General features: G+C 42.2%; 9 protein-coding genes. 4 read left to right on the forward strand and 5 right to left on the reverse strand.

The features are described from left to right. The 3 genes from BUA16_RS00010 to BUA16_RS00020 all read right to left on the reverse strand — a co-directional run. A partial coding sequence (locus BUA16_RS00010; RefSeq protein WP_394333063.1) for a beta strand repeat-containing protein occupies positions 1–8352 on the reverse strand: 8352 nt, incomplete at its 3' end. Between the two features lie 639 nt (positions 8353–8991). Next, entirely contained in the window at positions 8992–11073 is a 2082-nt protein-coding gene (locus tag BUA16_RS00015) for a PorP/SprF family type IX secretion system membrane protein (protein ID WP_072762595.1), read from the reverse strand. Between the two features lie 6 nt (positions 11074–11079). Then, the gene (locus tag BUA16_RS00020; protein ID WP_072762596.1) at positions 11080–13335 is read right to left on the reverse strand and encodes a T9SS type B sorting domain-containing protein; all 2256 of its coding nucleotides are present in this window, start codon (positions 13333–13335) and stop codon (positions 11080–11082) included. Between the two features lie 279 nt (positions 13336–13614). Here BUA16_RS00020 and BUA16_RS00025 point away from each other — a divergent pair, with 279 nt between their 5' ends. From BUA16_RS00025 to BUA16_RS00040, 4 genes are all read left to right on the forward strand, one after another. Then, positions 13615–15300 carry a glutamine--tRNA ligase/YqeY domain fusion protein gene (locus BUA16_RS00025; RefSeq protein ID WP_072762597.1) on the forward strand — a complete coding sequence of 562 codons (1686 nt, stop codon included), beginning with the start codon at positions 13615–13617 and terminating at the stop codon, positions 15298–15300. A gap of 406 nt (positions 15301–15706) precedes the next feature. Further along, positions 15707–16036 carry a YtxH domain-containing protein gene (locus BUA16_RS00030; protein ID WP_072762598.1) on the forward strand — a complete coding sequence of 110 codons (330 nt, stop codon included), beginning with the start codon at positions 15707–15709 and terminating at the stop codon, positions 16034–16036. Between the two features lie 11 nt (positions 16037–16047). After that, entirely contained in the window at positions 16048–16395 is a 348-nt protein-coding gene (locus tag BUA16_RS00035) for a hypothetical protein (protein WP_072762599.1), read from the forward strand. A gap of 3 nt (positions 16396–16398) precedes the next feature. Further along, positions 16399–16617 (forward strand): DUF6327 family protein, encoded by a 219-nt coding sequence (locus BUA16_RS00040; protein ID WP_072762600.1) that lies wholly within the window; start codon positions 16399–16401, stop codon positions 16615–16617. 891 nt (positions 16618–17508) lie between these two features. Here BUA16_RS00040 and BUA16_RS00045 read toward each other — a convergent pair. Together BUA16_RS00045 and gltX are read right to left on the reverse strand one after the other, a co-directional pair. After that, entirely contained in the window at positions 17509–18441 is a 933-nt protein-coding gene (locus BUA16_RS00045) for an SPFH domain-containing protein (protein ID WP_072762601.1), read from the reverse strand. Positions 18442–18608: 167 nt separating this feature from the next. Next, a complete protein-coding gene (gene gltX / locus BUA16_RS00050; protein ID WP_072762602.1) occupies positions 18609–20120 on the reverse strand; it encodes a glutamate--tRNA ligase in 1512 nt (503 codons plus the stop codon). Positions 20121–20128 lie beyond the last annotated feature (8 nt).

The following is a 20128-nucleotide window of genomic DNA, read 5'->3' on the forward strand; positions in this document are numbered from 1 at the left end:
ACCAGCGGCCAATCCGCTATAGGAAATTTGGTTGCTAAAGGCGCCTCCATTAAAAGCTACCTGGTAAGGAGAAGCTCCAAAATTGGCATCGATTAGGATATCGACCCTTCCATCGTTTCCTCCGTTACAACTTACATCGGCAACGGTTTCCGTGGCTTGCGGGTTACTGATGGGGGCAATGGTAATTTCCGCAGTTTGGGCAATACAGCCTTCGCTATCGGTAATCTGGAATTGGTAGGTGCCAGCTGCAGGGGCGGTATGGGAAAAGGTATTTACACCTGCTCCTAAAGCAGTAGCAGGACCATATCCAGCTCCGTCAATATTGACGCTATAGCTATAGTCGGCATACCCACCACTAATGGCAATGTCTATCTGGGCATCGGTAGGGGCAGAGCATGTAAGTTCTTTGCTCACTGCAGCCGTTGCGCTGAGTTGCGGGGCAATAGTGATGGTATTCGATACGGCAGTACACCCGTAAGAATCTGTTATGGTTACTTGGTGGTTTCCTGGTGTTAGGTTGTTAAATACGTTGCTGTTTTGGTTGGGACCTCCGTTTAAACTGTACACATAAGGGGCAACTCCATTGGCAGGGGTAGCAGTCAGGCTAACTCCTGTCCCCGGAACATAACAAAGGTCTGTGGTTGCAGCTAGGGAAACAGTCGGACTTTGAGGATTTGCGATCGAAAAAGTATTGGAAACTTCGCATCCGTTGGCATCCCTAACGGTAATGGTATAATCTCCGGCCGTATTGATAGGGTTAAAGACATTACTATTTTGATAGGCATACACAACTCCCAAAGAGGCTTCGGACAATTGGTATTGGTAGCCTCCCCATCCGCCAGTAGCTGTAGCAGTTGCCGAAGCATCGGTGGTACAGGTCAATGGGGTTAGGGTATGGCTTACGCTTAAGGCCGCTGGCGGATCTGAAACCGTAGCAGTATTGTTTATGATACAATTGGTAGTATTATCGGTTACCGTTATGGTATAATCTCCTGCGATAAGGCCCGTAAAATCTTGTGTAGTGCCAGATTGGGCAGTTCCGCTTTGAACCACTGTCATGGCGCTATCGGTAAGGGTATATTCATAGGTAGTAGCAAAATCATTGATGGTAAAGCGTAGCTCGCCATCATTGCCACCCATACAGCTTACCTCGCTAATGACCTGTGAACTTACGGTCATAGGAGCTACTGGTGTTATGGTAAAGTTTTCGTCGTAGAAACAGCCTTTGGCATCGGTCACTCTAAAAGTATAGGTATCCGGGGCCAGGTCGGTAAATATATTGTTGTTGCCGTTGGCCACAGCGGCTGGGGCAATAATCTCATAAGTCAAAGCGCCGTTTCCTCCAGAAACCGTTAGGGTCACATCGGAAGTTTGGGTTGGGCAGTTGGGCGCCGTTGCACTAAAACTAATATCGGTCGGCGGGGTCAGGGGGTCAATGGTGATAGGCCTGGTGGCAGTACAATCATTAGCATCCTTAACGGTAAGGGTATAATTCCCGTCCTTAAGTCCAGCAAAAGTGTTGGATGCTCCAAAATTAATACCATCAATACTATAAGTATAGGGAGCGGTTCCTCCAACAAGAGATTGAACCTCAACACTGGCATCCTGGGTACAGGTATACTCTAAGATCTGAACGGCATCAAAACCAATGGCTGCCGGTTCGTTTACGGTCACTGATTTTATAACGGTACATCCCTTGCTGTCCTGTACGGTATAGGAATAGGTCCCAGCGGCCAATCCGCTATAGCTCGTATTGTTGTTAAACCCACCTCCCTCAAAATTTACCTGATAAGGAGCCGCACCAAAACTGGCATCGATTAGGATATCGACCCTTCCATCGTTTCCGCCGTTACAACTTACATCGGCAACGGTTTCTGTGGCTTGTGGAGCACTGATCGGGGCAATGGTAATCTCCGCAGTTTGGGCAATACATCCTTCGCTATCGGTGATCTGGAATCGGTAGGTCCCAGCTGTGGTGGCGGTATGGGAAAAGGTATTTGCACCTGCTCCCAAAGCGGTAGCAGGGCCATATCCGGTACCGTCGACATTTACGCTATAGCTATAGTCGGCATACCCACCATTGATTGCAATATCAATTTGGGCACCGGTAGGGGCAGAGCATGTAAGTTCCTTGCTCACTGTGGCCGTTGCGCTTAGTTGCGGGGCAACGGTAATGGTATTCGATACGGCGGTACACCCGTACGCATCGGTAATGGTTACTTGATGATTTCCTGGGGTTAGATTGTTAAATACGTTGCCGTTTTGGTTGGGACCTCCGTTTAAACTGTACACATAAGGGGCAACACCATTGGAAGCCGTAGCGGTAAGGCTAACACCGGTTCCCGGAACATAACAAAGGTCTGTGGTTGCAGCCAAGGCAACGGTTGGACTCTGAGGATTTGCAATCGAAAAAGTATTGGAAACTTCGCATCCGTTGGCATCTCTAAGGGTAATGGTATAATCCCCAGCAGTACTGATAGGGTTAAAGACATTGCTATTTTGATAAGCATATACAACACCCAAAGAGGCTTCGGACAATTGGTATTGGTAGCCTCCCCATCCGCCAGTCGCAGTAGCAGTTGCCGAAGCATCGGTGGTACAGGTCAATGGGGTGATGGTATGGCTTACGCTTAAGGCTGCTGGCGGATCTGAAACCGTAGCAGTATTGCTTATGATACAATTGGTAGTATTATCGGTTACCGTTATGGTATAATCCCCTGCGATAAGGCCGGTAAAGTCTTGAATAGCGGTGGATTGAGCGGTACCGCTTTGTACCACGGCCATGGCGCTATCGGTAAGGGTATATTCATAGGTAGTCGCAAAATTACCGATAGAAAATCTCAGTTCCCCATCGTTACCCCCCATACAGCTTACTTCACTGATGACCTGTGAACTTACGGTCATGGGAGCTACTGGCGTTATGGTAAAGTTTTCGTCGTAGAAACACCCTTTGGCATCGGTAACCCTAAAAGTATAGGTATCCGGGGCCAGGTCGGTAAATATATTGTTGTTGCCGTTGGCCACAGCGGCTGGGGCAATAATCTCATAGGTCAAAACGCCGCTTCCTCCAGTTACCGTAAGCGTCACATCGGAAGTTTGGGTTGGGCAGTTGGGCGCCGTAGCACTAAAAGTAATATCGGTCGGAGGGGTCAGGGGGTCAATGGTGATTGGTCTAGTAGCGGTACAATCATTGGCATCCTTAACGGTAAGGGTATAGTTCCCGTCCTTAAGTCCAGTAAAGGTATTGGATGCGCCAAAAGTGGTACCGTCAATGCTATAGGTATAAGGGGCGGTACCACCAGCGACACTCTGTGCTTCAACGCTGCCATCTTGGATACAAGTGTACTCTAAAATCTGTACGGCATCAAAACCAATGGCTGCCGGTTCGTTTACGGTCACTGATTTTATAACGGTACATCCCTTGCTGTCCTGTACGGTATAGGAATAGGTACCAGCGGCCAATCCGCTATAGGAAATTTGGTTGCTAAAGGCGCCTCCATTAAAAGCTACCTGATAAGGAGAAGCTCCAAAATTGGCATCGATTATTATATCGACCCTTCCATCGTTTCCGCCATTACAGCTAGTATCGGCAACGGTTTCTGTGGCTTGTGGATTGCTGATGGGGACTATGGTAACCTCCGAAGTTTGGACAACACAGCCTTCGCTATCGGTAATCTGGAATTGGTAAGTACCAGCAGCGGTAACGGTATGGGAAAAGGTATTTACACCTGCTCCTAAAGCAGTAGCAGGACCATATCCGGCTCCGTCAATATTGACCCTATAACTATAATCGGCATAGCCACCATTGATTGCAATGTCTATTTGGGCATTGGTAGGAGCGGAGCATGTAAGTTCCTTGCTCACTGTGGCCGTTGCGCTTAGTTGAGGGGCAACGGTAATGGTATTCGATACGGCAGTACACCCGTACGCATCGGTAATAGTTACTTGGTGGTTTCCTGGGGTTAGGTTGTTAAATACGTTGTTGTTTTGGTTGGGACCTCCGTTTAAACTGTACACATAAGGGGCAACTCCATTGGCAGGGGTAGCGGTAAGGCTAACACCGGTTCCTGCCATATAGCAAAGGTCGGTAGTTGCCGCTAGGGAAACAGTTGGGGTGGTCGGTGCAGTAATGTCAAAAGTATCCGTTATCGTACAGCCACCTGCATCGGTAAGGCTGATGGTATAGGTCCCTGTTTGGGTTAGACCGGTGAATACGTTGCTGGCCTGTGGGCCTAGAATAGTTGTGTCTGGTTCTTCAATCTGATAAACGTACCCTCCCCATCCATCGGTAGGGGTAATAGTTACGGATCCGTCAGAAGAACAGCTTAATGGCCTTGTTGAAAAAGAGAATGCCAGGGGCGCTGTGGGTTCACTAACGGTTAGGGTAGTAGTATCCGTACACAAGGTAGTTTCATCGGTTACGACTATGGTATAATCCCCAGCACTAAGACCTGTAATGTTTATGGCAGAAGTCGTTTGCCCTGTTATAGCGGCTCCACCATTGATACTATATTGATAGGAATTATTAAAATTTGCAACATTAAAATCGAGGGCTCCATTATTACCGCCAAAACAACTAACATTATTTACTAAGCTACCCGAAACAGCGATATAATTGATATCGGTTATGGTGTAGGTTTCAGTATAGGTACAATTATCTATATCGGATACCTCAAAAGTATAGGTGCCCGGAGAGAGGTTGTTAAAAGTCGCGGTAACCCCATCTGAAGAATCTGGGTTTAGTATAGATGGACTTATGATTCTATATATTAAAGCGCCATTGCCCCCTGTAGTACTTACCGAAACCTTAGAGGTAGGAGTAGCACAGGTTATCTGGCTAGCAGCAAAACTCATGTTCAATGGCGGGTCAAGAGGCTCTATAATTAGTTGTGGCAGGGAAACAGGGCAACTAGGGGTGTTAATATCCCTGAAAACAGGGGTATAGTTGCCTTCAGAAAGATTAGAAAATATGGGAGAGGAAACAAAATTTACCCCATCTAAACTATATTCATAAGTGCCAGAACCTCCGGTCGCTCCATCAAATGTTATAATACCATCTTGGATACAGGAGAAATCTTGGGTTATAGATGCCGTAGCATTTAGTTCGGTAGCTGCATTAATAGTAAGATCATATTCATAATCACAACCTTTGTTTCCTTTTTTCAATCTCACAAAAAGGGTATAATCTCCAGGGGCTAGATTAGTAAAGTTGTTTTGTGGTACATACGTAATTCCGTCTAAACTATATAACAAGGTATACCCATTAGAACTGATAACATTAACTCTAATTGTTCCATCATTGTTTTCGAAACAAGTCTCATCTGAAACTATAACATCGTAATCTGCCTCTTCATCCAAGGTTATGGTAACAGGGTTGGAAATAGCCATACAATTGTTCTCGTCCAAGACCACATACTCATAAGTTCCCTGGTCCCCATTTTTCACATCAAAAATGACTGAAGTTTGAAATTCCGAGCCAGGTATTTCGCTAACGTCGTTATATAGGGGGCCTCCTATACCTTTGTCATCAACATAACTCCATATGGCGTAATAATATTTACCACTGCCCCCAGCTCCTTTTACTTGTATGTTTCCTTCTTTACAACTTACGTTTTGGGATACTACTGCAGTGGCTCTTAAATTAGAACTTGCGGTTATGGAAACTGCTTGGAAATAGGAACAACCATCATCCGTGGTGGCAATCACGGTATAATCGCCAACGTTTACCGAATTAAAGGTGTAATTATTGTCATCGGCAGGGCCGTAGGAGTCTATTAAAGTTCCGTTTTGCCTTATTTCATAGTAATATTGAGGATCTACATCGTTTATGGAAATACTGATAGTCCCTTTATCGGTTGGACAAATGGGGTTGGTAGAAGAAACATCAACGGAAAAATCTCGTTGGAAAATATCGATGCTACTGGCTACAAAAATACATGGATTGGTCGCTACATTCTGTTGTCTGATATATACATTGTAGGATCCAGGGGCAGTAATATCAAAAACACCTGAGGTATTGGAAGCGCTCCAATCGTTAGCATCCAAGCTATATTCATAACTTCCCGGAACATTGGTAATGGTAATCTTACCAGGACTGTTACAGATAATGTCTTTTTTTAGTACCTGAGGATTTAGAACATTTTCATAAACCTTAAAAGGAAATCTGTTTGAACAGCCATTTTGATAAGATACTATAAACCTATACTCACCTGGTTCTGTAGCGGTAAAATCTTCTGTGGTAGCTACTGTCACCCATGAACAAGTATTATTGGTATTGGCACAGTTTTCGGAACTTTGGGCCGTACAACTGGCCTCGTCCAATTTTTGCCAAGCAAATGAAACAGCATCGGTAAAAGTAGTTTCAATAAATCGCTCATCATTGACCCCACAAAGAAAAATTTTCGGCAATTTGGAACCGTCATTGGGACAGGTATCCACAACATCGGCATAGGGAATGATCGGATTGGCTACATTATTGGTAAATGGAATAACATTAATCGTTTCATCGAAGCTCAAGCATGGGGCTGGGGCTGTTTTGTGAACGGTATAGGTTCCTACTTGTGTGACTACCAAGCTTTGCTGGGTTCCTACGATATTGCCATTTTCATCTTTCCATTCATAGGTTGTAAAACCGTTTCCAGCGGTTAGGGTGGTATTGGCACCACATAGGTATTGTTCCCTATTGAAATTACAATCGTCTAAATCCACCAAAAAATTGGTAGCTCCTGGAACAGAATACCCACAATTATCAAAATGAGATACACTGGGGTCGTCCGTAATAACATAGTTGTTAAATTCTCCTTGATAGGTAGAATAAGCTGTGTTTTGGATTACATTAGAACAGGCATCACGTAGGCTATAGCAATCTTCAACGACCTTCACTTTTAGTTTAATAGTGTATCTAGGGTCTCCTTTTTCTACGAATACATTTGGAATCGAAAATTTAATTTCATGGGTAGCTGGGTCGTAGGTATAGGTTATGGCCTGGCCGTTAATAGGTGAGGGAAGTACCAGATCACTGGGAACAAAATCTACGTTGGACGGTAAAACATCCCGAATGGAAAAGTTTTGAGCATTATCATTTCCGGAGTTTTGGAACCGCAGCATATAGTACATTTCTTGTCCCAGTACTACATTGGCATTGGCAATATCGTTCCCATTAACATCTTCTACATTTTTAAGCAGATTAATTTCTGGTTCAATAATTTCAATATTAAAGGAATTGAAGAAGGGATAGTACTGATCGCCGTTAGAGGTAAACCTAAAAGTGGCTGCAGTTTCTGAGTTGGGGATGACGGAATTTGCAGGGTTGTCCAATTTAAAGATATCGGTATCGTAGCCTAGGGTATTATTACTGTTTGGATTTCGATTAGTGGTTAAAACACCATTAAGCGTTATGTTACTATTAAAAAAGTTATTACCAGGGTTGGTGGCATTGCTGATTTGTGTATAGCTTGCTTTGCTAGCGGCTTTAATATATAATTCATCCCCAGTAATCCTAAAATCACCTTCAAGGGCAGCGGCACCGATATGGGCATTAACAGGTCCGGCAGGAATTGTATTAAATCCTGAGTAATTAAGCTCTACATTGGAATTATCACTGTTTACCCTGGCAAAACCATCGAAAGTAGTAATAGATTTTCCGGTGAGGGTAGGGTTTTCATACACAAGGACCATTGTCCAACCAGCGGAAGCCCCACCCCCCAATTCACCAGTAACGGCCCTAACATTGGCAATGGTATATTCCCCTTGGGCATCGGCCAAAGGGGTTATTAACCCAGTAATGTCTGCATAACAGGCATAGGGGCTGTTGTCTCTCATGGATGAAATACCGCTGGTATAACCATCGTAAAGGACTTCGTCTGCGGTAATATCGACATAGGTGCCTGCGGGCACCTTTAATTTTACTCGGTTAAAATCTGCTTGCCTATTGGTACCTATACTTTGACCGGCCCTTTCACTAGGGTAGGTAGCAGACCAATAGAGGCCGGCATAAACAATCCTATTACAATCGGCCTGCGGATAGGTGAGGGTAGCACTACTAGAACTAAAGGTCGATGGGTCGTTGTCCACATCAATATATTGCATATCCTTATTATCATTGTAATTATTGGCTCCACCAGTTTCATGATTACCATTGTTATTGGTGCTCAAATTGTTGTAAGCATCATTGGGTTCGGTGGAGTTAGTACCACCATCCCTATTCAGGATATTATTGGCAATAAAGGTTAGATCGCCTTTAAGATTGTTTTGATAACGAACTTCAAAGGAATTATACTCTTGGGAAATACCGGTATAGCTCAAGAGGATTACCGTAGCCAGAATTAAGTTGGAGAATAATTTTAATTTCATTGTACAAGTAGGTTAAGGCTCTTAATTTGGGATATGCGGTTTCAAAAATCTCTAGGGATTCTGAATCTTAGTTATCAGTAACCGAGGTGGAATTCTTTGTGAAAATCCTAGTTTTAGTTACAAACGCTTGACGTTCAATAACAAATATTGACTTTAATACTGAGGACAAGAAGTTATTGTTGTAGCGTGGTTTATTTCTGTTGTGAAATGCATTTTTTGTATGGTGATAGCTTTTTTCTCACAGAAATTTTAGCCTAAAGATGTTAGTTCGAAGGCTGTTTTGAAGTACTATAGAAAGGATATCGTTAATTGTAACTAACTGATAATAAATGTATTAAATATGTTTAATTCGGAAGAGAACCTTTTGTCTATAGTTTTGAACGCTTCATCGGGTTGGAGAAAAAACAGTGGTCCAATTAGTAATTTTAAGCTCGGCAAGTACTTTGTTTTTTCTTCCTATTGTTACAAGTAGGATGATTAAAAAAAGGGAATTCCTTTTTGGGAATCTTTTAAAGTGGCTATAGCCATGGCAATTTTATTTTTCAATGGATATAAAGAGGACAATGATAACAAGTTCGATAGGTTTTTAAGTCTTTTAAATTTAGGTTTTACATTTTGGGGCCCAACAGACATAATTTCTTAAGTGATGCCATTGGGGGTTACCCGCATAATCCACATCTTTTCCGTATAGGTGTCATTGAGTTTAGAGTAATAGGACACCAAAGCATTGTTCCAAGATTCGTGTTTTTTTAAGTAAACATACCGATAGTTATTATCGGGGTTAATAAAATAGCTGGCACTTAGTCCTTGGGCATTGAGTAGTTTTACAAATTTATTGGCATTGTTGGCATTGGCAAATACATTCACGATAATGTAATAACCGGTCCCTACACCATCTATCTTAAACATTTTAGCCTTGGGATCGTTTGCTTTCACCTTGTCTTTTACCACTACGTTTTTCTGTAGTTCATCGGGGCTATAGCGCGATGATTTTTCTTTTATTTTATGAACATTGTTCACATAGGCCTTATCGGTATCGCTGCTATTGTCTACGTTCATAATCCACATATCACCTGTATAGTTGCCATCCATACTAGATTTATGAGCCGCTAAGGCCTCTTGCCAAGTATTATAACGCTCCAGGTATACATACTTGAGAGAATTGCTGGGGTTCTCAAAGTAATCGGCCCTAAGGCCTTCTTGGGCAAGGCTGTTGACAAACTGGTTCAGGTATTTCTCGCCTTTGTATACATTGGCAACTAGGTAATAGCCTTCGCTCACCCCGGGGAGATCCCTGAATTTTTTACTTTTTATCTGATGTTGTTTTGCAATTTTCGTGAATTCGTCCGCTTCGGTTAGGGTATTGTTTTGGGAAGGACGATTTTTTTTGATATCGGCCTTGGCCGGTACTATATCTTTTGGGATCCCGGCGGTAACCATACTGTTTGGTCTTTTATTGGAAGTATTGGTTTTCTTGGCCAATGTTGCGTTTTTGTCTGCAGCATTAAACAAAAATATCTCTTGGGCCTTATTTTCCAAATCGGGACGTTTTCCCTGGGTTTCGTTCCTTACCATCTGCATCACCATTTCGAATCTACGCTCTAGGTCTTTTTGGCGATTTTGCTCTAGGGAATCCTGGCGAAACATCAGTTCTGCCAATATTTCATCATTTTCGGCCAATGCCTTTTTAAGTTTTTCAATTTCCAGATCGCGCAAGCTTGGGGCGTCTTCGGTATGTTTTTCTTCTGCTACCAGTTCATTGTCTTTTTCTTCGAGCATTACCCTATCCTCGGTGAGGGTAGGGGTTATAGAAAAGGCAAAGGATATTTCGTGTGTCAACCCCAGGTTGTCAAAATTATTGGTCATTCCTTTTTCCATGGTATAGCCTATCGATACTCTTCGGTTTAGATTAAACCCTATTCCGGCCGAGGCGCCGTAGAAGCTATCATAACCTCCTTGCAACCATCCCAGTTTTGGCAAATCAAGAATAAGACTTCCTCCCAATACCACCTCTTCTTTTCCCATGGCCCTCACGCTGGCCAAGGGCATTAAACGGGCTTCATGAAGAAGTCCACCCTCATTTTTAAACTGATGGGTATATTGTAAGTGGGCAGAGAAGGTTTTTTCTTTAAACTGCGTATTGGAAATATTTTCGCTAATGTTATAGTCGAATAAATTTTCGGCAAAAACACCAAAATCAAATTGGTTAAAGGAAAGGTTAAACCCAGGTTGAAAACTAAGCAAAGAACCTTCCTGCAAGCCGTTTAAGGCAGGATCGTTCTGGTCCAATGCATTAGCACGCCCCCGGTCGAATCCGCTATTGTAATAGGCTAAATTGGCCCCAAAGGTAAAATTGCTGTTGTCGGATAACTTTATACCATAGGCATAGTTGGCCATTACGCCATAATTGGAAATTAATCCTTCACGCTGGGAAAAAAGACTGAGCCCCAATCCGCTTCTATCATTCATTCTACCACTGTAGCTCAAAAAATAATCCTGATTGTTATCGCTAAATGATACCGATTGGTTTCTGTGCAATAGGTTGATATACGACTTGTCTTCCCGCACCGTTGAAAAAGTAGGGTTAATTAAAAATCGGTTGAATTTTAATAAATTCTGGGAAGGGACATTATATTTTAAGGTAGGGTTTTCTTCTTGGGCATCCAGGGTAGGAAGGGCCAATAGGAAAAGGAATAGTATAAGATAGTTTTTGCTGCGCATGGTGGGTTAACGAATAACGGTTATAGTACCTTGTTTTAAAATTTTCTTGGCTTTTTGAATGGTATAATAGAAGACCATGTTTTGTTTAGGAAAGATGGTAGTGGCTTGTGGCCAGTCATTATTGTATTGAAATTGGTTAAAAACCTCTTCTCCTTTATGGTTATAAATAATAACGTTTATCTCTGGGTCTTTAGTATAGGTGTTAGGGAGAACCCACTGATCGTTATAGCCGTCTCCGTTTGCCGTAACAACATTTGGAATGCTAAATGTATCTTGGTGACTCACGCTAAAGCCCTTGCTTATTTGACAGCCATTAAGGGTGGCCAACAAGGTATAATTCCCTTCTCTACTAAGTTCAATTTCGTCTGTAGTGCTCAACAAGGTTTGGTCTTGGTAGTACCAAGCATAACTATCGGCCCCCCTAGCGGTGATGGTTTTACTGCTCCCTTCCCTAATAACCACTTCATTGTTAGTGATGTTCAGGCTAATAAGGGACTCGTCCATAGGTTTTATGGAGATGTTATTGGAGACCAAAGTACACCCGTTTTCTAAAAGCTCAAGAGAATAGGTTCCCGGGCTATTTACGGTTAAAACGGTACTCGTCTGGTGTAGGTTTTTGCCATCTTTCAACCAGTTAAATGTGGCTCCATTTAGATCGGTTGCTGTGCCGATACTAATTTCGGAACTATCGTTACAAAGTACCGTTGTTGCAGCATTTATGGTAAGGGCTTCATTGGTCATAAGAATTACATCCAGGGTATTGGAAGTGGGATTATAACCGTCTAAGTTTGCCACCAGTGTGTAGTTTCCATTTTCTTCAGAAGTGGTCAGGCTAATATTTTTTCCTGTCTCACTACTTATCGGTATTCCGTCCTTTTCCCATTGATAGGTAAAAGAGTTGACTAAGTCCAAGGTCACATCGGCCCTTGTACCATTTGGCAAAAGCGCGGTAATGGTGTCGACCTCCAAGACAATACTAGTATTATTGCAGTCGGTATATTCTGCGGCGTAGGCAATGCTTAGTTCGAAGGACGTAGGAGGGCTTATAAGAATCTTTTCAGAAATCTTTTCCGAGGTACATGCACCTCCGTTTTGGGTAACCTCCAAATAATATTCGCCAATAGCATTGGCCAAATACGTTTTGTCGGTAGCCCCTGGAATGGCAATATTGTCCTTATACCATTGGTAAGTGGGGGTGTTGGCATCGGTGGTGGCCGATAATAAGCTGGTTTTTCCCGGCAGTAAAACGAGGGGGCCGGTCTTGTCTAGAGCGACCGTAAAATCATTTTCCAAGGTGATATTGATCCCTAAGGAACGTTCCATACAAATGCGATCGCCATCTATTTCGACCGAATATTCCCCTTCAAAGCCTACTGAATTGGCATCCACGGTATAGTTATAGGCATCTACGATGGGGGCGGTTATAGGGAAGCCGTTCTTATACCAGGTATAGGTATAACCTTGGTCTTTAATATTGCTTTCTAGGACTAGGGATTCGCCACTGCACAATATGGTTTTTGGGGGAGGATTAATAGCAATCCCCATACTACTGCCTTTTTTAATCTTTATACTATTGGATAGGGTATTGGCCGATCCGGAACAACTGGTCCCGTAATCAACTTCCACCATATAAATTCCGGGTATGTCTATGCTAATAGCACTGCTTTTTTCACTTAACAACGTGCCGCTGCGATACCATTTATATTGATAATTGCCAGGATGGCTTACGTTGTGTACTGCTAAGGTGATACTATTTCCGCTGCATAGGTCTATACGGCCACCAGCGGGGATAGTACCGTTGGCGTTTTGGCTGATGAGCAGGGAAGATTTAAAATCTATATAATACATCTCAAAGGAATCCGAGGCTGGACTTATTTTAGCCGGACTGGTGCTTCGCACCCTGAATCTATAGGCTTCTCCACGGGTATCTGTAGGCAAGGAAAACTTGATGTCAAAGTTAAAATTCGTATTTTTATCAGAGACCTTTGCCAATTCGGTGGGTGAACCAAAATTGCCGGATGCATCGGAGAGTTCTAATATAAACTGGTTATCGGCGTTTACGGTTGGCAACCAGGTAAAATTTACATAGTATTCGTTAAAATCTGCCGACGCACAGGCGGCCGTCCAAATAGAATTCCCTGCTATAGTAGGATTATCTGCCGGAGTGGGTTTGTTCAATGTTTGCCCAAATAAGGAGGCGGCACCTAAAAAAAGGTAACAGAGAAAAAGGAACGGAAGGCTGTTTTTAAGGCTCGGTGTCATAATATATGGTGGTTTGGGCCACTGTTGGTGAATCGTTTGTAGGGTTGCCTACTGAAAACCATGGGCAGTGGTTTGGGGTCCATGATGGCAGCAAAAAAAACTGTATCCCCGATTTTTTCGCTGTTGCCTAACAAATATGGAGAATGGACAAGGCTTATTAAAGTTTAAGTTGTAAGGCTAAATAAATGTGTTGTGAAAAGGGCTTTCTTGTATGGTATACGCTTTTTATAGTACGCTTTATCTGCATTTTATATACATTTGTGCAACAAAAAAAAGAATATGAGTGAAGGGTCAAAATCGCTGAATTTTATAGAGCATATTGTAGAGGAAGATTTAAGCAATGGTTTTGCAAAAGAGAAGCTTCGTTTTCGTTTTCCACCAGAGCCCAATGGGTATTTACACATTGGTCATGCGAGTTCTATTTGCCTTAATTTTGGATTGGGCTTACGGTATAAAGCTCCGGTAAATCTTCGTTTTGACGATACCAATCCTGCCAAGGAAGAGCAGGAATATGTCGATGCTATCAAAAGAGATGTAGAATGGTTGGGTTTCAAATGGGATACAGAATGTTTTGCATCAGATTATTTTCAACAATTATACGATTGGGCCATTGTGCTTATCAAACAGGGCAAGGCCTATGTAGATAGCCAGTCGTCTGCAGAAATAGCCGCCCAAAAAGGAACCCCTACCGAGGCAGGAAAGCCAAGTCCGTTCAGAGAGCGCTCGGTAGAAGAAAACTTGGAGCTTTTCCAAGCGATGAAGGAAGGGAAATTTAAGGAAGGCGAGCATGTTCTAAGAGCTAAAATAGACATGGCTTCTTCCAATATGCTTATGCGCGATCCTTTGATGTACCGTATCTTACACCGTCCGCATCACAGAACAAATACCGATTGGTGTATTTATCCAATGTACGATTGGGCCCATGGGGAGAGCGATTATGTGGAGCAGGTATCCCATTCTTTCTGTACCTTAGAATTTGCCATGCACAGAGAATTGTACGATTGGTTCTTGGATCAGGTTGTCGACGAAAATAAGGTACGTCCAAAACAGCGCGAATTTGCCAGAAGGAATTTTAGCCATACGGTGGTGAGCAAGCGGAAACTCTTGCAATTGGTAGAACAGGGATTTGTCTCTGGATGGGACGATCCTAGAATGCCTACCATTTCTGGGTTGAGACGAAGAGGGTATACGCCAGAGTCTTTGATCAATTTTGCCAATACCATCGGAATTGCCAAAAGAGAAAACGTGGTCGATGTTTCATTGTTGGAATTTCATGTCAGGGAACATTTAAATAAAATAGCCCCTAGGGTGATGGCGGTCTTAGATCCATTAAAGGTGGTCCTTACCAATTACCCAGAAGGAGAGGAAGAGTGGTTGGAAGCAGAAAATAACCCCGAAGACGAGGCAGCAGGATCTAGACAACTGCCTTTCTCAAGAGAATTATATATAGAAAAGGATGACTTTAAAGAAGAAGCCAACAGGAAATTCTTTAGGTTAAAATTAGGGGGTGAAGTACGACTGAAGAACGGTTATATTATAAAAGCCGAGAGCTGTACAAAAGATGCCGATGGGAATATTACGGAGGTGCAATGTACCTATGACCCAAAAAGTAAAAGTGGGAGTGGTACCGAGGAAAGCCTTAGAAAGGTAAAAGGGACCCTGCATTGGGTTTCTGCCCCTCATGCCGTTTCCGCAGAAGTGCGCTTGTACGATAGACTTTTTATGGATGAAACGCCAGATGGTCATAAAGACCGTGACTTCTTGGAATTTATCAATAAGGATTCCCTGCAGGTGATTAATGCCTTTGTAGAGCCAAGTTTAAAAAATGCAGTCCCTGAAGATCGTTTTCAATTTCAGCGAACCGGATATTTCAATGTGGACAAAGAGTCTACTTCCGAAAAACTTATTTTTAACAGAACGGTTGGCTTAAGGGACAGTTGGGCGAAAATTCAACAAAAAAATTAAGCATAGAATAAGCTTATCGATATCAATATAACCATTGGTATTTTTTATTAAAAACCACCTCTTTACAGCGTATTTGAGGTGGTTTCTTTTTTTGGCAATATATTTATATACTTATTTTGGTTTTCGCGCAATAGAGGGCCTCAAATCGATTTTTAGGCTCAAAAAACGGCTAGAAATAGGTTTTGGGTGTTTTGTGGGCAATGTAGCTGCAGTGTGATAGTATCTCGGCAGTTTATAGAAACATTATATTGAGAAAACAGAAAACCTTACGATTATAAAAGCTCAAGGTCGTTATTCTTGCCCTAAAACGGTTTCTTTATACTTTTAACAAGTATTAACACGTATTTAGCGCTAATTCCCGTATCTTAATGGATGTAAGAACTATTAATCAAAAAAAACACAAATTATGCAGAACAACAGTGGAAATACTTTATTAGCCTTACTAACCGGAGCCGCCATTGGGGCTGGTATTGGAATTCTATACGCTCCCGAAAAGGGGGAGAAAACCCGTAAAAAAATTAGAAAAAAGGCTAAAAAAACCTCAGACGATCTCAGTTCTAGGCTGTCTCACGCCAAAGATGAACTTACCAAAACGGCAAATGCCAAGAAAGTGGACTTTGAACACAAACTAGATGAAACAATCTCCAATATGAGTTATAAGGCCGATGATATTATCAGCGCCTTAGAAACCAAATTAGCCGATTTAAAGAAAAAGAATGCAGATCTTCACAAATAGGAAATAAGATTATGGCCATAGAGGAATTAAAAGAAAATTTATCGGAGGCCGACAAAAACCTTCGTTCCTATGTAGATAATACCGCTGAGTATTACAAGTTAAAGAGCTTTAAATTATTTATGCGGGGAGTAGTGACCATGGCCAAAGTTCTTTTGGTGGGCGGGGTAGCGCTCTTGGCATTGTTTATCGTTTCCTTGGCAGGGGCCTTCGGCATTGGCCAAGCCCTTGAAAATACCTTTTTGGGTTTTTTGTTTGTGGGCTTGTTTTATATGCTGATCGGAATGATGTGTTATTGGTTCCGGCACAAATTGGATAAACCTATCCTAAAAAAGTTTTCTAAATATTATTTTGAGGAATAGAGTATGAGAAAGACTTCTTTTAACTCCTTTGAGGAGATTGATACTGAACTGAAGGTTCTGAAATTGCAAAAGAATATCAATAAAGAATTGATACGGTTTAATGTAAACAAGGCCAAAGCTACTGTCGCTCCCAAAAATCTATTAGGAGGAGTAGGGGGAACGGTACAAAAGGTTGTTCTTTCCTTCGTTATCAATAAGATTCTTAAAAAAATAAGACGGTAATACCAATTGTTATTTTTAATCCTAATAAGAAGGAATTACAAACTCATCCCAGTAGGGTAGTGGTTTCAATTGGCGCTGTTCATAGGTAGTGTTTCCGCGCTAATACACCCTTGGTTTCTTGGGCATTCCCCCTATGGGTCGCTCTTTGCGCTAATACGACTTCAGTTATGCGAATTATCTATGACCGTTAATAACCAGTAAATAGCTGGGGTTGGAAACTGGGTAATATATAAAACCATAGTTTGCTGGCGCTATCGCCACACCCTTGACCGTATAGGAATAGAATACGCTGACAGCCATATATTAGAAACATCCAATGCTCTCCTTACCTTTAGGATAGCAGGCTATCTCCATTGCTAATCGGTTATTGTTCTCTTGTCCATGTCCATGCCTGAAACAAATTACGGCCAGATATTTCTGCATTGTTGGGGTATATAAGGGCAGTGTTGTAATCCTAAACTATTCTGCGAACAGTAATAGCTTTCCTTGTCCTACGCCCTGGTAAATACTGGTTCCAGATTCATGGAAACATTTTTACTTTAATCCAATTGGTACATTTATTTGCGTTAGGGACCGCGGCGGCATCCCCGCAGCAAGGCAAGGGATATAGCCAAGGGCCCGCCCGACGAAGGAGGGAACGCCCAAAATAAAAGTCCAATCGGTATTATGGGTTTGCCTAAGGGTCTGAAAGTTGGTTTGCCATTAATCCTTCCCAATAAAAATTTGGCAAATATGCTTTTATGGCTTAAAAAGTTGGCAGATTTTAAAATGAATGCAGATATAAAGAACTAGAATTCCCTGTGGGGAGTAGCAAAATTTAAGCATCAAAAAAGCCTTTTGATCTTCTGTAAATAGAAAAATCAAAAGGCTTACCAAGAGGTTGTTTAATGCTTACTTTTCGTCTTCGTTCTCGGCATTTTTTAATTTCATGGACTCACCGATCATGTTACTGGCGGTAAAAGAGGCCACCATATTGTTTAACATATCGCTTCCTGCCTGTGGAGAATTTGGCAATAGGATTAAATTGGTGTTGGTCGCTTCGCCTATAGACTGTAGGGTATCGTAATGCTGTGTTACCACGATCAGGGCAGAGGCTTCTTGGGAATTGATACCTACTTTGTTCAGCACTTCTACGGATTCTTCTAAGCCTCGGGCAATTTCCCTACGCTGGTCTGCAATACCCTGTCCTTGTAATCGTTTGCTCTCGGCCTCGGCCTTGGCTTTTTCTACAATTAGAATTCTGGCCGCATCCCCTTCGAATTGGGCGGCGATTTTTTCGCGTTCAGAGGCATTGATACGGTTCATAGCTTCCTTTACCTGGGCATCCGGATCGATATCCGTAACCAGGGTTTTTATGATATCGTAGCCGTAATCGAACATCGCTTGCTGTAGTTCGGTCTTAACGGCAATAGCGATATCGTCCTTCTTTACAAAAACATCATCTAATTTCATTTTGGGAACCTCGGCCCTAACCACATCAAACACGTAGGAGGTGATCTGATCGTGGGGATATTCTAATTGGTAAAAGGCCTCATATACCTTGTCTTTAAGGACAACATACTGTACGGACACCTTCAATTTTACAAAAACATCGTCCAAGGTTTTGGTCTCTACAATAACATCTAACTGCTGAATCTTTAATCCAACCCGGGTCACTACCCGATCTATAATCGGAATTTTGAACTGTAAACCAGATGTTCTAATGCTGTGGAATTTTCCAAAGCGTTCTATAATGGCTGCAGTTTGTTGTTTTACCGTAAATAGGGAAGACAACAGCAAAAGGACCCCTATGAATAATAGCGGTAGTAAATAAAATTGTTCCATAATTGTACATTAGAATTAAGTACTGAATTTACAAAAGACTTTCCTAACAACTAGGAGTTTGGACCTTTATATTTTATTCTATTTGGTACAAAAAAAAACCGGCAGGCCGTAATGTCTATACCGCCTACCGGTTTATATAAAAGTATTAAAGTTTCTTTGGCCTGTTACTACAGGGCAGCGATAGCTTTTTTTATTCTTTCGATACTATCTTCCTTCCCTATCATCGCTATTATATCGAAGATGTGAGGACCTTTCATATCTCCAACAATCACTAATCTAAGTGGCGGCATAACCTTCCCAAAAGATAGTTCCTGTGCCGCGATCCATTCTTTTACAACTGTTTCTACATTCGCAGAACTGAAATCGGTAATGCCTTCCAAGACAACCACCAATTGGCCCATGATGTCAGCTGTATCTTCCTTCCACTGCTTTTTAACGGCTTTTTCGTTGTAGGTAGTTGGTGCCGCATAAAAGTAGTCGCTTAAATCCCATAAATCGCTTATAAAGGCTGCGCGTTCCTTAATTAACGAAATCACCTCGGTCATATACCCCACCGATGTACGGTCGGCTGCTATGGGTAAGTTCTTGGCTTCTAAAATAGGTCTAAAGGCTTTAGCAAGGGAAGTATTGCTTTTCTCTTGCATATAGTGCTGATTATACCATTTGGTCTTATCTGGGTCGAATCGAGCTCCCGATTTGTTTACCCTTTCTATACTAAAGATATCTGTGAGTTCTTCTAGGCTGAAAATTTCCTGTTCCGTACCGGGGTTCCATCCCAATAGGGCCAAAAAGTTAACAACGGCTTCTGGGAAATACCCTTCTTCTCGGTAGCCTTTTGCATCTTTCCAAGAAAGTGGGAATACTGGAAATCCTAGTTTCTCCCCGTCCCTTTTGCTCAATTTACCCTTGCCAACCGGTTTCATAATTAATGGTAAATGGGCAAATTCCGGAGCCTCCCAATCAAAGGCACTATAAAGCAGTTGGTGCAAGGCCATGGATGGTAGCCATTCTTCGCCTCGGATAACGTGGGTAATTTCCATTAGGTGATCGTCGACAATATTGGCTAAGTGATAGGTGGGCATCCCATCGCTTTTAAACAATACTTTGTCGTCCAAAATATTGGTATCAATATGTATACTGCCCCTAATGAGGTCTTTTAAATGTAATTTTTGATCTTGTGGCGATTTAAACCTGATTACGTATGCTGCCCCGGAAGCTAATTTTTCCTGGGTTTCTTCCTGACTTAAAGAAAGGGAGTTGGACAGCTGTAAGCGATTGTGCCAATTATAGATAAAAGTCTTGCCATTGACCTCGTATTCCTTTCTGGTCTCATCTAGCTCTTCTGCGGTGTCAAAGGCGTAATAGGCGTGTCCTTTCTCGATCAATATGTCCGCATATTTTTTATATAAATCCTTGCGTTCACTTTGTCTATAAGGACCAAATCCGGCTTCTTTTCCTGGACCTTCGTCATACGGAATATTACACCAGTTTAGGGCATCTATAATATATTGTTCCGCTCCTTCTACATAGCGATTTTGGTCGGTATCTTCTATTCTAAGGATAAAATCTCCTCCGTGTTTTTTAGCAAAGAGATAATTAAATAGGGCGGTACGAACACCACCGATGTGCAGCGCTCCGGTTGGGCTGGGTGCAAAACGAACACGTACTTTCTTACTCATAGACTTTT

This window comes from Arenibacter nanhaiticus, from assembly GCF_900141935.1.
GTDB classification, from domain to species: domain Bacteria; phylum Bacteroidota; class Bacteroidia; order Flavobacteriales; family Flavobacteriaceae; genus Arenibacter; species Arenibacter nanhaiticus.